Annotated in this window: 15 protein-coding genes; 7 read left to right on the forward strand and 8 right to left on the reverse strand. The window is 36.1% G+C overall.

The window, feature by feature from the left end; translation table 11 throughout:
- Positions 1-43 precede the first annotated feature (43 nt).
- Complete coding sequence (locus ACK4M9_RS18275; RefSeq protein WP_409853733.1) at positions 44-754, forward strand: response regulator transcription factor; 711 nt, start codon at positions 44-46, stop codon at positions 752-754.
- 2 nt (positions 755-756) lie between these two features.
- On the forward strand, positions 757-2,151 hold the full coding sequence (locus ACK4M9_RS18280) for a sensor histidine kinase (RefSeq protein ID WP_409853735.1): 1,395 nt from the start codon (positions 757-759) through the stop codon (positions 2,149-2,151).
- 38 nt (positions 2,152-2,189) lie between these two features.
- Here ACK4M9_RS18280 and ACK4M9_RS18285 read toward each other — a convergent pair whose 3' ends face one another.
- The 3 genes from ACK4M9_RS18285 to ACK4M9_RS18295 all read right to left on the reverse strand — a co-directional run bounded on the left by ACK4M9_RS18285 (position 2,190) and on the right by ACK4M9_RS18295 (position 3,492).
- The gene (locus tag ACK4M9_RS18285) at positions 2,190-2,501 is read right to left on the reverse strand and encodes a spore coat protein (RefSeq protein WP_409853738.1); all 312 of its coding nucleotides are present in this window, start codon (positions 2,499-2,501) and stop codon (positions 2,190-2,192) included.
- A gap of 20 nt (positions 2,502-2,521) precedes the next feature.
- A complete protein-coding gene (locus tag ACK4M9_RS18290; RefSeq protein WP_409853842.1) occupies positions 2,522-2,749 on the reverse strand; it encodes a hypothetical protein in 228 nt (75 codons plus the stop codon).
- A gap of 185 nt (positions 2,750-2,934) precedes the next feature.
- On the reverse strand, positions 2,935-3,492 hold the full coding sequence (locus ACK4M9_RS18295; protein ID WP_409853741.1) for a flavin reductase family protein: 558 nt from the start codon (positions 3,490-3,492) through the stop codon (positions 2,935-2,937).
- A gap of 305 nt (positions 3,493-3,797) precedes the next feature.
- On the opposite strand from ACK4M9_RS18295, the gene ACK4M9_RS18300 reads away from it, so the two are divergent.
- Positions 3,798-3,941 carry a BH0509 family protein gene (locus ACK4M9_RS18300; protein WP_409853743.1) on the forward strand — a complete coding sequence of 48 codons (144 nt, stop codon included), beginning with the start codon at positions 3,798-3,800 and terminating at the stop codon, positions 3,939-3,941.
- 122 nt (positions 3,942-4,063) lie between these two features.
- Here the strand turns inward: ACK4M9_RS18300 and ACK4M9_RS18305 are convergent, their stop codons facing one another.
- From ACK4M9_RS18305 to ACK4M9_RS18315, 3 genes are all read right to left on the reverse strand, one after another.
- Positions 4,064-4,951 (reverse strand): glycine betaine ABC transporter substrate-binding protein, encoded by an 888-nt coding sequence (locus ACK4M9_RS18305; RefSeq protein ID WP_409853745.1) that lies wholly within the window; start codon positions 4,949-4,951, stop codon positions 4,064-4,066.
- A gap of 66 nt (positions 4,952-5,017) precedes the next feature.
- Complete coding sequence (locus tag ACK4M9_RS18310; RefSeq protein ID WP_409853748.1) at positions 5,018-5,860, reverse strand: ABC transporter permease; 843 nt, start codon at positions 5,858-5,860, stop codon at positions 5,018-5,020.
- Complete coding sequence (locus ACK4M9_RS18315) at positions 5,829-7,043, reverse strand: quaternary amine ABC transporter ATP-binding protein (protein ID WP_409853751.1); 1,215 nt, start codon at positions 7,041-7,043, stop codon at positions 5,829-5,831. The genes ACK4M9_RS18310 and ACK4M9_RS18315 overlap by 32 nt, the downstream gene beginning before the upstream one ends.
- Before the next feature lie 305 nt (positions 7,044-7,348).
- On the opposite strand from ACK4M9_RS18315, the gene ACK4M9_RS18320 reads away from it, so the two are divergent.
- The 4 genes from ACK4M9_RS18320 (at position 7,349) to ACK4M9_RS18335 (ending at position 10,985) form a co-directional block, all read left to right on the forward strand.
- On the forward strand, positions 7,349-7,912 hold the full coding sequence (locus ACK4M9_RS18320) for a GbsR/MarR family transcriptional regulator (protein ID WP_409853753.1): 564 nt from the start codon (positions 7,349-7,351) through the stop codon (positions 7,910-7,912).
- Positions 7,913-8,101: 189 nt separating this feature from the next.
- The gene (sigX, locus tag ACK4M9_RS18325) at positions 8,102-8,662 is read left to right on the forward strand and encodes an RNA polymerase sigma factor SigX (RefSeq protein ID WP_409853845.1); all 561 of its coding nucleotides are present in this window, start codon (positions 8,102-8,104) and stop codon (positions 8,660-8,662) included.
- Positions 8,659-9,861: a hypothetical protein gene (locus ACK4M9_RS18330; protein ID WP_409853755.1), complete on the forward strand. Its 1,203-nt coding sequence runs from the start codon at positions 8,659-8,661 to the stop codon at positions 9,859-9,861. The genes sigX and ACK4M9_RS18330 overlap by 4 nt, the downstream gene beginning before the upstream one ends.
- A gap of 254 nt (positions 9,862-10,115) precedes the next feature.
- Positions 10,116-10,985 (forward strand): metal-dependent hydrolase, encoded by an 870-nt coding sequence (locus tag ACK4M9_RS18335; protein WP_409853758.1) that lies wholly within the window; start codon positions 10,116-10,118, stop codon positions 10,983-10,985.
- Between the two features lie 156 nt (positions 10,986-11,141).
- On the opposite strand, the gene ACK4M9_RS18340 is transcribed toward ACK4M9_RS18335, so the two are convergent.
- Positions 11,142-11,726 (reverse strand): YitT family protein, encoded by a 585-nt coding sequence (locus ACK4M9_RS18340; protein WP_409853761.1) that lies wholly within the window; start codon positions 11,724-11,726, stop codon positions 11,142-11,144.
- Between the two features lie 133 nt (positions 11,727-11,859).
- Positions 11,860-13,266, reverse strand: a complete 1,407-nt coding sequence (locus tag ACK4M9_RS18345; protein WP_409853763.1) for a sigma-54 interaction domain-containing protein — start codon at positions 13,264-13,266, stop codon at positions 11,860-11,862.
- Positions 13,267-13,363 lie beyond the last annotated feature (97 nt).

Genomic DNA, 13,363 nt, shown 5'->3' on the forward strand with positions numbered 1-13,363 from the left:
CAGAGATAATAAGAAATACAGCTGTTTATGAGGAGTGAGGCATGTGAGTTATAAAGTGTTAATTGTAGACGATGAAAAGGAAATGCGTAATCTCTTAAACGTATGCTTAAAACCTTATGGCTACATCATTGATGAAGCTCAAACGGGTTTTGATGCTTTAGAAAAAATCATGGACGGCAAATATGATTTAATCTTACTGGATATTATGATGCCGACAATTGATGGCTTTGAAGTATTAGTAAATGTAAGGGAAGTTCTTGATAAGAGTATACCAATTATCCTTTTAACAGCATTAGGTGACACCGATCGTATTGTTAAAGGTCTGCAGCTAGGAGCGGACGATTATATTGTAAAGCCATTTGAACCGCGCGAACTTCAAGCGCGTATAGCATCAGTTATGAGAAGGGTACAAAAGGAGAATGTTGCTGATCAATCTAGTTTCAGCTTACACGGGCTTTTATTTGAAGAGGATAAATTAAGAGTATCCTATATAGGTGAATCATTACCATTAACGAAGAAAGAATATAAAGTCTTCGTTCGTTTAGCAAAAAATCCTGGAAGAGTGTATTCAAGGGAGCAACTAGTTCAGTTGGAGTGGGATGATTTTTATGAAGGAGATGCGAGAACGGTCGACACACATATTAAAAATGTCCGAGAAAAGCTAAAGGCCGTCGGTTTTACAAAGCAAATTATTGAAACTGTTTGGGGTATTGGTTATCAAATGCTTGAAGATTGCTCTATGAGGGATGATTAAATTTGAAGAAGACGCTATCTAAAAAAATTACGTTTTTCGTCATAGTTATCTTATTAGTCGTTATTAGTACAATGGTTCTGTTCTCCTATCACTTTTTTAAAAATTTTTATAAAGAGCAGTTAGCTCAGGAAGTTGCAGAAGAGCTAAGAGCTTATGCGAGAATGATTGAAGATGGATTTGACGAGGACTTTATCTCTTATCTTGTCGTCGAAAAAAATCGTGAACGCCATGTTCATATGATTTTTTTTGATGAAAAGCTCGAACCGATTTATTCGTCACATGCTGTTAGTGAAAAATGGTTAAAGCAATATCAGAATTGGGTACAACAGCGGTTTGAAACAGGTGGAAAAACATTAGAATATGTTGATACAGGTATTGATTTTCACATTCCCCACATTTGGGCGTATCAACCAATTATCAAAGATGAGGAAATGAGAGGCTTCTTCTTTGTTGACCAAGATACAGGAGAGTTTGAAAAAGCTAAGCTCCAGCTACTTCTCCTGTTATTTTCGATGGGGTTATTTACATTATTCATTGGTGTTCTATTAACGATCTATTTAACAAAGGTCATCTCCAAACCATTAATAAAAATAGGGGAAACAACGCGTGAAATTGCCAAGGGCGATTTTGATAGTAAACTTTCAATCGATAGTGACGATGAAGTTGGTCAACTAGCGGAAGATATTCGTGTGATGACAAAACAATTGAAGGAGTATCGCGATTCCAAGCAGCAATTTATCTCCCATATTTCTCATGACTTACGAACTCCAATAACGTATATAAAGGGTTACTCGGCGGTAATGAAGGATGCTCAGGTTATCGACGAAAAGGATTGGCGTCGTAACTTGGATGTCATATATAACGAAGCGAAAAGAATGGAACATTTAGTAAGCGATTTATTTCAATTAACAAAGCTTGAAGAAGGAAGAATTGCCCTTCATAAAGAAGAAATAGACTTGCTACACTGGCTTGAGTCGATTGTAGCTACAAGACAACTAATGTTTGATAACCATTCTATTAAATGTGAAATTAAAGGAAATATGAACGAAGTAAAGGCCTTAATTGATCAGCAGCGTCTTGGCCAAGCGGTGATTAATTTACTTGAAAACAGCATTCGTTATACACCTAAGGGAGGAACAATCTTTATAAATGTAGTTGACAAAGAACTTGAAACTATTATTGAAATTCGTGATAATGGGATCGGTATAAGTAATGTTGATTTGCCCCATATTTGGGAACGTTTTTATCGTGTGGATAAATCAAGGTCGCGAGAAAGTGGTGGTAGCGGACTAGGTCTTGCGATCGTCAAAGAAATTGTTGAAGTTCATGGTGGTAGTGTTGCTGTTGAAAGTGAAGAAGGAAAAGGGACTAGTTTTTATTTGAAAATCAGAAAATAATAAAAGAGGTTGACAGTAGTCAGCCTCTACTAGGTAAATTAACTATTTAAATTTTGTTGAACGAGAGCAGAAGTCTGTTGCATTGTTTGTTGGTATTGATTAATTTGTTTATTAATTTCTTGTCCTTGAACTGGGGATGAAGTATTATACCATCCTTGCTGAGACATCAATTGATATGATTGTTTTTGGATATTTAATGTATCTTGTAGAAGATGCTCAAACATTTGTCTTACTTCTGGACAACTAGACTCAGTTACAGCAGTTGTATATTCACGAGCTATTCTCTTCTGATCTGCAAGATAAGAATAAACTAAATCTTGGTCCTCTAATATTTTTTGTTGATTATTCATCTTTTTTCTCCCCTTTCCTGCTATTGCATTTGCTGTTGATTCATTGGAGCAACGGTTAAGTGCTGTTGTAACGATTGGAGCAATTGATTATAATGCTGCTGGTGAGTAGCGAGCGACTGCTGACAAAGATTTTTGACAGCAGGATTTTGGGTTTGACTCATAGTTGCAATGCATTGTTTTATTAATAAATCTTCATTTGACATAGAATCTACAATGTATTCCATTTCTTTTGTTGTTAAAGGTTGCATAGCCAATTCACCTCCTTACCAAGGTAATTTCCCCTTTTAAAGAAGATGTATTCAATGTTAATCATGATGATTAAAAATAAAGGAGGTTGTCCCAGAGCTAAGTAACAATCGCCTCAGCCACGATATCTAGAATTAACACTAGATATCGTGCCTATACGAGGTGAGCTATCACTTATGGGACAACCTCATTTATTTAAATCAATTTTAATTTTTTTCGTATCTTGATTGGCAATGACATACTGTGATTGTCCGATAAACAATGGGATTTCTAGCTTATCCCAATTAGGAAGTCCAGCTTCAAAACGGGTTTCATCTTTATGGAACTTCGTAATATCCCCAACAATCCAATCGTGATCGCCATACTTTTGAATATCTTTTACTTTACACTCATAGACAACGTAAGCGGTTGTTAAAATTGGACAGTCAACTGTTTCCCCTTTTTTATAAGAAATGTTGAGTGCATCTAGTTTGTTGCCATCTTTTCCAGTTAATTTGCCTGCACCTTCAATATACTCAGCATATTCAGCAGGAACAAATTGAATCGCAAACTCACCTGAATTTTTTACTAAATGGTGAGTAAAGCGTTCTTCTGCGATTGCAACACCATAAATCGGTGGAGCGTAGGATATGTATGAGTGCCAACCAGCAGCCATGATGTTACTCGTGCCGTTCCATTCGGCGGTAACTAATGCAATTAAACCTGGATAACAATGGAGAACTGTATCATTTGTACTTTTAAGCATTGTATCACCTTCCCTTTACGATTTACTAACAGTATAGATGATTTTTCCAACTGTTGCATTAACAACAGAGAAAATCTGTACGAACTTTGCCAAATAATAATTGTTCTTGTCTAATTGATCCAACCTTTACTCTTACTTGTTAAAATCAGCATAAGAATGAAATAGAAGCTGACATTTAGTTTGGAAAAATAGGTAAAAAAATTATAAAAAAAATTCCAAATATTGTTGACGTTTATAATTCATCTGTTATATAATACAAACAAGAAGTTAAAATTGTACTATTACAAGAAAAGGGGAGATTTAAAGTGAGTAGACAAGAGCGTAAAAACATGATTAATTTTATTGAGTCAATGAAGGGGTTAGATTCAAGCCTGTTAAAAAACATGACAGACCAAGAGGTTGAGCATATTTATAACACTCTTTACTTTAAGCTTGAACATCAAGAATAGTGCTCCAGGAAAAACATTAATTGTTTCCCCTTGGCTTGTGTGAGTAAGAAGGCAAATGACTTTTAGGTTTTACTAGCAGAACAGATAACAAAAAAGGCTACCACTGGTAGCCTTTTTACTGTTTAATTATTCAAGTCTTCAATAGAGTTAATATTCATGTAAGTAGGAACAACTAAACCAATACCAGCTCCTTCTAGGTTGACACCTAGGTCTATGAAATCCTCTTTATAATCTTCGTAATAAACAGCGTGGGTACCTGGTAGCCACGCGGCTACAAGGGCATCTGCACTGCCAGTAGCAACAGCAGTCCACATACCAGCAGCTTCAAGAGAAACGAGCTCTACATCATAACCAATATCCTCTAATACTTTTCCAATCATATGTGTTGAAGCTATTTCGGAGTCCCATGCAACAAAAGTAAGTGTAAGTTTGTCACCATCAACATGAGCTACACCATCAGTCCACTGGGATACTTTATCTTGATTGTTTGCAACCCAATCAGCTGCAGCATCAACAGGATCAGCACCCTCATTTACAGCAACCATGATTTCCCCCATATCAGCTTGATCCCAATAGAAATTATCTAAAACTTCGTATGCAGTTGGGTGATCAGCATCTAATCCCTTACGAGCGATAGTATGAATACTCTCTGATGCTCCGAAAATCCCCTTTGGATCTTCTAGGTATTTAAGATCGTATTTAGCAAACTTCCAATGTGGTGTCCATCCAGTTACAACGATCGCTTCTTCCTTTTCATAAGCGGCAGCAAGAGCTGCTGTCATAGCTGCTGATGAACTAGTTTGTAAAGTATAGTCTTCTAGTCCGTATTCTTCGATTGCTTCTTCAGTAGCAGCCATGATACCAGCACCGGCATCAATTCCTGTAATTGTGTAGTTTAGTTGGTCTCCAATTGAACCGTCTTTGCTAGTCGTATCTGCCCCACATCCGGCAACAAATAATGTAAGTGATAATACTGCTGCAACACTAAGTCTTTTTAAATACTTCTTCATTTTCTTGACCCTCTCCTCTTATCTTTTTATATGAACCCTTTTTTTGAAAAAGAGTGAAAACCTGACTTAGACAATTCCTTTTTGTTTATTAAAACTTTGCGTCAAGCGGTCTAAGATGATTGCTACGATTACAAGTGCAATTCCAGCTTCAAAGCCACCGCCAGCATCATTACGACCTACCGCATAGTAAACTTTTGTACCAAGTCCTGACGCACCAATCATTGAAGCAATAACTACCATTGATAAAGCAAGCATAATACTTTGGTTGACGCCGGCCATGATTGTTTTCTTAGCCATTGGTAACTGAACTTTGTAAAGTTTTTGAAATGGGGTAGAGCCAAAAGCATCTGCTGCTTCAATAAGTTCAGTTGATACTTGTCTTATCCCTAAATTTGTTAATCGCACTGTAGGTGGCATTGCGAATATGACAGATGCAATTACACCAGGAACCATACCAATTCCAAAGAACACGACAGCTGGGATTAAATAGACAAAGGCTGGCATTGTTTGCATAAAGTCTAAAATTGGTGTTATGACATTTTCAGTTGTTTTATTTTTTGCCATCCAAATACCAATCGGAACACCAAAGATAACAGATACTCCTGCAGATGTTAACACGAGGGAAAGTGTTAATAACATATCATTCCAATAACCTAAGTTTTGAATAAGTAATAGTCCAAAGAAAGTAAATATAGGTAAACCAATTTTTCTTTTTGTTGCAAAAAATGCTAATGCCGTAATTAATAGAATAAATACCAATTCTGGAATTGCACTTAGTCCAGAACTTAGTTGATCTACAATAAATCGAATAACGGCTGTAATCCCTGTAAATAAACCTTCTGCATTTTTTAACCAATCGACAAATGCGTCAATGCCATCAGCTAGCGGTAGTCTCGGTAGTAAATTCATCAACATTCACCTCCTGACTTGATGATAAAGCGGCTAAAACAGCTCCGCGAATAATAATTCCTTTTAATTTTCCTTCGGCAACAACCGCTACTGGAATTGGCGAAGTTGATACGATATCAAACAGATCATGTAAAGGTGTTTGGGGAGCAACTGTAGGAACACTTTTTTCCATGATTTCTAGTAAGCTAGCGTCCTTATTAGCTTTTGAAACTTGTTCTGCACTAACAATGCCAAGAAGTTCCTTATTACGATTGGTAACATAAATGCTAGAGATACCAGTGTCCTTCATTCGTTGCATAGCAACGCGTGGACCATCCTTCTCTGCATTTACTGTCTCTGGACGCTTCATAACATGTGCAGCTGTAAAGACTTTAGAACGATCTACATCTTCAACAAATCTTTCCACATAATCATTTTCAGGACTAGTTAAAATCTCTTCTGGTGTTCCAATTTGAACGATAGAACCATCCTTCATAATTGTAATTCTGTCTCCAATTCTCAAAGCTTCATCTAGGTCATGAGTAATGAAGATAATTGTTTTTTTCATTTTTTGCTGTAAATCTAATAATTCATCTTGCATATCTTTTCGAATTAGTGGATCTAGAGCTGAGAAAGCTTCGTCCATAAGTAAGACATCAGGATCATTTGCTAAAGCGCGAGCAAGACCGACACGTTGTTGCATACCACCTGATAGTTCATTAGGATACATATTTTCGTAGCCTTTAAGACCAACAAGTTCTAAGGATGTAGTGGCTTTAGCCTTTCTTTCCTCTTTTTCAATTCCTTGTACTTCAAGCCCGTACTCTACATTTTCAAGCACTGTGCGAAATGGAAAGAGTCCAAACTTTTGGAATACCATGCTTAGTTTTTTTCTGCGAACGTCACGTAATTCATTTTCACCCATTGCTGCTAAATCGACTCCATCAATCCAAACATTACCTGTGGTAGGTTCGATTAATCGATTAAGAAGTCTGACTAATGTTGACTTTCCACTTCCTGACAAGCCCATAATAACGAATATTTCGCCATTCTCTACTTCAAAACTTGCTTGGTTGACACCAACCGTCATTCCTGTTTTATTTAATATCTCGTCCTTTGAAATATTCTGCTTTAAAAGTTCTAACGCTTTTTTGGGCTTTTTACCAAAAACTTTTGTTAGGTTTTCAACTTTTATTTTGGACATTAGTTACACCTCAGTTCGATTTTGTATCTATTGATATTAAAGATTTGATTTTGTCGATAAAACATAAAAATACCAATTGAATTGTTGCTATTAATACTATATAATATATTTTCTTTTCTGCACAAACTGTATATTCTTTAATATTCATACGTATTGTACGTACAGAAAAAACTGTACGTAATTTACATACATAATACTTACAAATACTCCTAGATACTCCTAGATGCTATTTTATTATTAACTTTTAAGATATTTTCCTCTTTGCTATACTACTTATAATAACTACTTATATAGTTAGGGGAGGCATGATGAAAAATTCTGAGAGCGAGTTAAAAGATTATAATGATCTAAATAAAGCACGTGAAATTTTTATAAATGAAATCGCAAAAAACATTCATTTATATGATATTTCTCATTCTGTTGGAAGATTGTATGGAACGTTATTTTTTTCAGAAGATCCTATGACCTTAGACGAAATGAGCGAAGCGCTAGGAATGAGTAAAACGAGTATGAGTACTGGAATTAGGTCCCTACTTGATGCTGATATGGTTGAAAGAGTCTGGGAAAAGGGGATCAGGAAGGATCTATATAGAACTGAAGAAGATTGGTACCGCTCTTTTTCTAATGTATTTATTACTCGTTGGAGAAATAGTACCGAGCAGAATATGAAAGCGATCCAAGAGACAAAGTCAATGTTGGAATTATTGAATAACAGAACTGAAATTGCGAAGGTAAAGGAATTAATTCAGTTAGACTTAACAAAACTAAGTCAGGCAGAAGCTTACTATAAATGGCTCGACGACGTTATTTCCGTATTTGAGACAGGAGAAATTTTTAAGATTGTTCCCAAGAAAGATCCAAGTTTATAAAACATAATAGAAAGACTGTTGAAATGGCTACAATTTTCAACAGTCTTTTTTATTTTAACGATAATCATTAAGTAGTAAATTTCTAGTGGATATTTTTCGAAAAAAGAGTTATAAACAAAGGTGAACTACATTTTTAGCGAATTACAAAAAAGAAATTGTAACTTTTCTTAAGAAATAACGACTAGATTAATAGGGGGGAAAGAAGCAGTGAATGATGAATTTGAACGCTTGTATGAAACTTATCACCATTCATTATTTCAGTTTCTGTTTTACATGGTTCGAAATAGACAAACAGCAGAAGAGTTAGTACAAGAAGTGTATATAAAAGTATTTAATTCTTATTCCTCCTTTAAAGGAGATAGCAGTGAGAAAACATGGCTATATTCAATCGCTAGGCATGTAGGTGTTGATTGGATTCGTAGCCAAAACCGAAAAAAACGAAAGGTATTCGGTCTCTTTGAACTGTCAGAAAAAGAGTTTCAAATTAGAGACGAAGAACCATTACCTGAAGAAATAATATTAGAAAGGGAGGAGATGAAAGAAGTATACCAGATGCTTGGAAGATGCTCATTGGATCAACAACAAGTCATTATTTTAAGATACATTGAATCCCTCTCGATTAGTGAAACTGCAAATATATTAGGTTGGACTGAAAGTAAAGTGAAAACGACCCAACATAGAGCGATTAAAACGCTACAAGATCTACTTAGCACGAGCCATCACTCAGATTTAAAGGAGGTGGGAAGATGATGCGGTCCTCTAAATGGGATGAAAAAACTATTGAAAGTCAGCTGAGGAAGTTACCTAAAATTGAGGATAAACAGAGCAAGGAAGCTTTATTTGAACGGATCCAAGAAAGACTGCAGGAAGAGCAGATTAAAGAACGAGCGAAAAAGAAAAGTTGGGTTATTCCTACTTTCGCTGCAGCAGCAGTATTCGTTCTCCTGTTACTAATTATTCCTTCCTTCTTAAATGAAAGAGATGCTACGATAGAAGAAACATATCCTGATTTTAGAATGGAGACAACAGAATTACCAGAAGATGCTGCGAAAATTATGGTTGTTGACGAGCGTGGAAATACAGGTGAAGGTTTTTCTCTCATTTATTTTAATGCAGTTCAACCTTACGATGAAGTGGAACTAGCTGATCAGTTAGTCACTTTAGCCCTCCCTGTTTCGAGTGGAGTTCAGGAATTTGCGGTACCTGTTACACTTTTAGCAGAAGGGTCTAATGTAATTGAGCGATTTTTAACAGCAAAAGATACGTTTTCGGGAGAAGCTTATGGATTCGAACCGTTTCCGCCATTTCAAATCAATTCAATTGTGGAAGGGGAAGCGGGTATATTAAAAATTGACTTTAAGACCGGCAGTTTAGGTGGTTTAGCAAGTGCTCAACACCGTCCTTATGAATATTCATTAATCGAGACCTTCAGGCCATGGTTTGAAAAAATTGAACTTAGCTCGGATGGCGAACCGCAGGTAGATTGGGGGCAATACAGCCCTAGATCTGATATATCGTTACGAGAGACGAACCGAGGTTATTATCTCTTTGCAAGTGAGACGGGGCATACGTTTTTGGTGAGAGGGAATGTCGTTGGTGCGCCTGGAAATCTCCAAGATGAAAATGAAGTAGAATATCCAACCCTAGAAGAAACTTTACAGTTCATGAAGCAAGGTGATGATAGTAGGGGCTATCGTGCTTCTATTCCTGAGGATATCGTAATTTCAAAGGTTAATCAAAATGGAAAAATCGTTACAATCACCTTTGCGGAAGGGACATATATTGAGAATACCGCTGTAAATACCGCTATGGTTGAAGCGATCTTATTTACCGCAGGAGATTTCGAGGCTGAAATTGTTCAATTTGAAGGAATAGAACCGACGCAGGTTGGTCCATATTTCTTGGATTTTGTTGAAGTGCCAAAGTACCTTAATTTCATTCGGTATTAAGAGTAATATGGAAAGTCCAACGTTATATTTTCGTTGGGCTTTTTTTATGGGGGAAACTCGGTCGAATTCTTGAGTGAGCCTCATATACAGGGGCTAAATAACAACGGTGCAAAAGAAGTCTGCCGCTACTTTCACTCAGGGCAGGGAGAGGGAAATCAAGAATGTTTTTGTTTGAATTTTTAAAGCGTAATTATTTGTAATTTATAAAAAAAACTTGCTATAGTTATAGGGAAATTGTGAAGAGTGGTGAAATCATGGATACAATAACACATACATTGTTTGGTCTTGCTTTATACGGTTCAGTAGATAAACGGGAATTTCCAAAAGGAAAAAAACGAGCGTTACTTTTCACAACTGTAGTTGGAAGTCAAATTCCTGATATTGATGTGATATCTAGGCTTTGGGATACAGAAGGGCAGTATCAAATGTGGCATCGAGGCATTACGCATTCAATCTTTATGGTTCCTATTTGGGCACTCATATTAACGCTTTTATGCTATCTGTTTTGGCGAGTGAAAGATCGACGTATTTTTCTTATGGGGGCATTAGCGGTCTTTATTCATAACACTAGTGATTTATTTAATGCATGGGGGACCGGTTATCTAGAGCCGTTTTCTGCAGTTCGTATCACATTTGGGACGATTCCAATCATTGATTTTGTAATTTGGGCGCTAATTTTAATTGGATTTATTACTGTGAAAAAAACGAAGTGGCCATCTTTTCAAGTCTACCGGTTTGTTTGGGTTGCGATTGTCCTTCATGTAGTCATACAAACGAGTCAAGGGTATATTATTTACCAACAAGCGAGTACCACGTATGAGGAACTTGCGCTTTCAGCTAACTTTATTCCTTGGAATTACAATGTTATTGGCAAAAATGGGGGGACCGTAGAGATTTCGGAAAGAAACCTTTGGTCAAAGCCAAATATCCAAGTTGTATTGTTTAGTGAAGAAGAGGCTGATTTAGATAAGTTGTTTGCCGAAAGACCTGAAGCGAAAACACTTTATAAATGGTCGCCATTTGTTGTTGTTGTCGATGATGATGAGAGATTAGGGATTTATGATCCCCGCTTTTATCGAAACGGTCAATCGTTTTTATTTGAATACATTGAAAAGGAAAGTTAACAAGAAAATCGAGGAGAATGATTTCCTCGATTTTTTATATTTAATTGAATTTGTGATCAGTTTACCTTAACTAACTTTTTCGACATTTACTCAGTGAAGCCAGCTGATTTATTAAAAAAGTAAAGGGATTTTGTTTTCCCAGGAAATATTATGTCACTATTTAGCTTTCAGCATGACGATAACTGTCGTAGTAAAACCTGTCGCTGCAACAGCAATTGTGGAAAGGATGATTTCCTCATAGGTGATGACAGAAAAGCCAGCAAACACAACTAGTAAGTCAACAATAAAAATTAGAATACCGACATTCGTCTTGAATAAATCGGCAATCATCTGTGCTAATAAATCTAAGCCGCCAGTACTTATATCATAAAGAAACATAACACCGACACCAATTCCTAGCAGAGCACCACCAATCAAGGCTCCAATTAATGGTGAGAGGTTTTCAACAGTAAACGTGAACCCTTGAAAGAGATCGATAAACAGAGCTGAGACGACAAAACCGACAATGCTATTATAAAAAAAGTCTCGATACCAAAGCCAGGCACCACAATAAATAGGGATACTTAAAATTAATATCGCAACACCAACATTGATATCATATGTGTAGTGAATGATAAGGCCGAGCCCAATCATTCCACCATCTAAAATATGAAATGGAACGAAAAAGTTATTAATTCCAAAACTTATAATAAAACTGCCAGCAATTATCGCTAGTAATTTTTTATTAGAGAACATTGACATTTAACCAACCTCGCATAAAAGGACATGTTGTATTGTATGCAAGGTCCTGTTAAAAAAGAATGTTTTAAACTTATGGTATACGTTTGAGCTCTATGAGTAGATGATATTCTTGATGTTGACAAGTCATTTTCGTTTATGAAAACTTCTTCATTCGATATTGTAAGCTTTGTCTACTTAATCCAAGCTGTTTTGCAGCTTGGGTAACATTATAATTGTGTTGTTCAAGTACTTTTTGGATATAGTATTCTTCAAATTCGTCCAGCTGTTGTTTTAACGGTTTTGTAAACGGTTTGTAATCAGATTTTCGATTTATAGGCTGAAACATTTCTGGTATTTCAGCTTTAAATTGAGTTTTGTTTCGAAAGTGACTAGGCAGATGGGTAAAATCGATGCGATCTTCATCCATAATTAAATTCATAGCACCTTCAATGACATGTTCTAGTTCACGGATATTGCCTGGCCAATCATACTCGTAAAATAAACGTAAAATCTCTTCATCTATTTTTCTAACTTCCATCTGGAACTTTTGATTAAATTTCTGAATAAACGTATTTACGAGGAGTGGAATATCATTTTTTCTGCGCCTTAACGGTGGAATTTGAAGAGAAACGACACTAAGTCGATAATAGAGATCATTTCGGAGGCGTCCTTCTTCAATAGCGGTTAAGGGCTCTTCGTTTATTGTTGCTAGGATCCTGACATCGATGGGGGTGTCTTTTGTATCACCGACTCGCCTTAAACATTTCTCTTGAATGACTCGTAGTAGCTTTGCTTGAAGACCGACACTCAATGAGTTAATTTCGTCTAATAAAATGGTTCCTTCATTAGCTTGCTCAAATAGTCCTGGTCGTTCTGTTGCCCCTGTAAAGGCACCTTTTTTTGTGCCAAATAATAAACCTTCTATTAAACTTTCAGGAAGTGCGGCACAGTTTTGGCTAATGAACGGTTTATTGTTGCGATCACTGCTATGGTGAATACTTTGAGCGAATAATTCTTTACCAGTACCGGTTTCACCAATAATTAACACAGAAGAAGATGTGCGTGTTGCCCTTTTGGCTTGTTCGATAACTTCTTTTATTGCACTGCTTTCACCGGTAATTGAGTTAAACGTATAAAATGTCTCTGAATTTTTTGGTCCATTTTCTCGAATTAATTTTTCTAATTTGGTAATGTCTTTAGCGACCTCTATGGCACCAATAATATTTCCATTTTCAAGTATTGGATGGGTATTATTGATCGTCGTAATTTCTTGGCCTTTATTATTAAAGTAAGTTTGCTTCTTATTCTTCGTGGTTTTCCCTTCATAAAGAGCTTGAAGAAGGGTACTCTCTTGATCCTCATAAAACATAAAAACATCACGCAAATTTTTATTAATAACATCCTCTACATGCATTGCTTCAATTTCCATCATTTTTTGATTGTAAATAATCGTTTTGCCATTTTCATCAATAACATGGACGCCGCTGTCAATTTCATTTAAGGCATGTTGATAAAACTTAGCAAACTTCTTTAACTGTTGGTGATCCTTAAACTCAAACAAAGTTTTTCAACTCCCTTTTTTAAGTTCTATAGTAGTAGTTTACAATAGGGGCTAACCAACATGCAAAAAAAAATTGCGTTTATTGCAAATTCATTTT

Source organism: Anaerobacillus sp., assembly GCF_046314235.1.
Taxonomy (GTDB): Bacteria; Bacillota; Bacilli; order Bacillales; family Anaerobacillaceae; genus Anaerobacillus.

What these genes read in the sequence shown, in the direction of transcription:
- ACK4M9_RS18295 (WP_409853741.1), bottom strand. Translation starts at nt 3,492, where the DNA reads ATGCTTAAAAGTACAAATGATACAGTTCTCCATTGTTATCCAGGTTTA.
- ACK4M9_RS18340 (WP_409853761.1), bottom strand. Translation starts at nt 11,726, where the DNA reads ATGTCAATGTTCTCTAATAAAAAATTACTAGCGATAATTGCTGGCAGT.
- ACK4M9_RS18310 (WP_409853748.1), bottom strand. Translation starts at nt 5,860, where the DNA reads ATGAATTTACTACCGAGACTACCGCTAGCTGATGGCATTGACGCATTT.
- ACK4M9_RS18320 (WP_409853753.1), top strand. Translation starts at nt 7,349, where the DNA reads ATGATGAAAAATTCTGAGAGCGAGTTAAAAGATTATAATGATCTAAAT.
- ACK4M9_RS18335 (WP_409853758.1), top strand. Translation starts at nt 10,116, where the DNA reads ATGGATACAATAACACATACATTGTTTGGTCTTGCTTTATACGGTTCA.
- ACK4M9_RS18285 (WP_409853738.1), bottom strand. Translation starts at nt 2,501, where the DNA reads ATGAATAATCAACAAAAAATATTAGAGGACCAAGATTTAGTTTATTCT.
- ACK4M9_RS18290 (WP_409853842.1), bottom strand. Translation starts at nt 2,749, where the DNA reads ATGCAACCTTTAACAACAAAAGAAATGGAATACATTGTAGATTCTATG.
- ACK4M9_RS18315 (WP_409853751.1), bottom strand. Translation starts at nt 7,043, where the DNA reads ATGTCCAAAATAAAAGTTGAAAACCTAACAAAAGTTTTTGGTAAAAAG.
- ACK4M9_RS18305 (WP_409853745.1), bottom strand. Translation starts at nt 4,951, where the DNA reads ATGAAGAAGTATTTAAAAAGACTTAGTGTTGCAGCAGTATTATCACTT.
- ACK4M9_RS18330 (WP_409853755.1), top strand. Translation starts at nt 8,659, where the DNA reads ATGATGCGGTCCTCTAAATGGGATGAAAAAACTATTGAAAGTCAGCTG.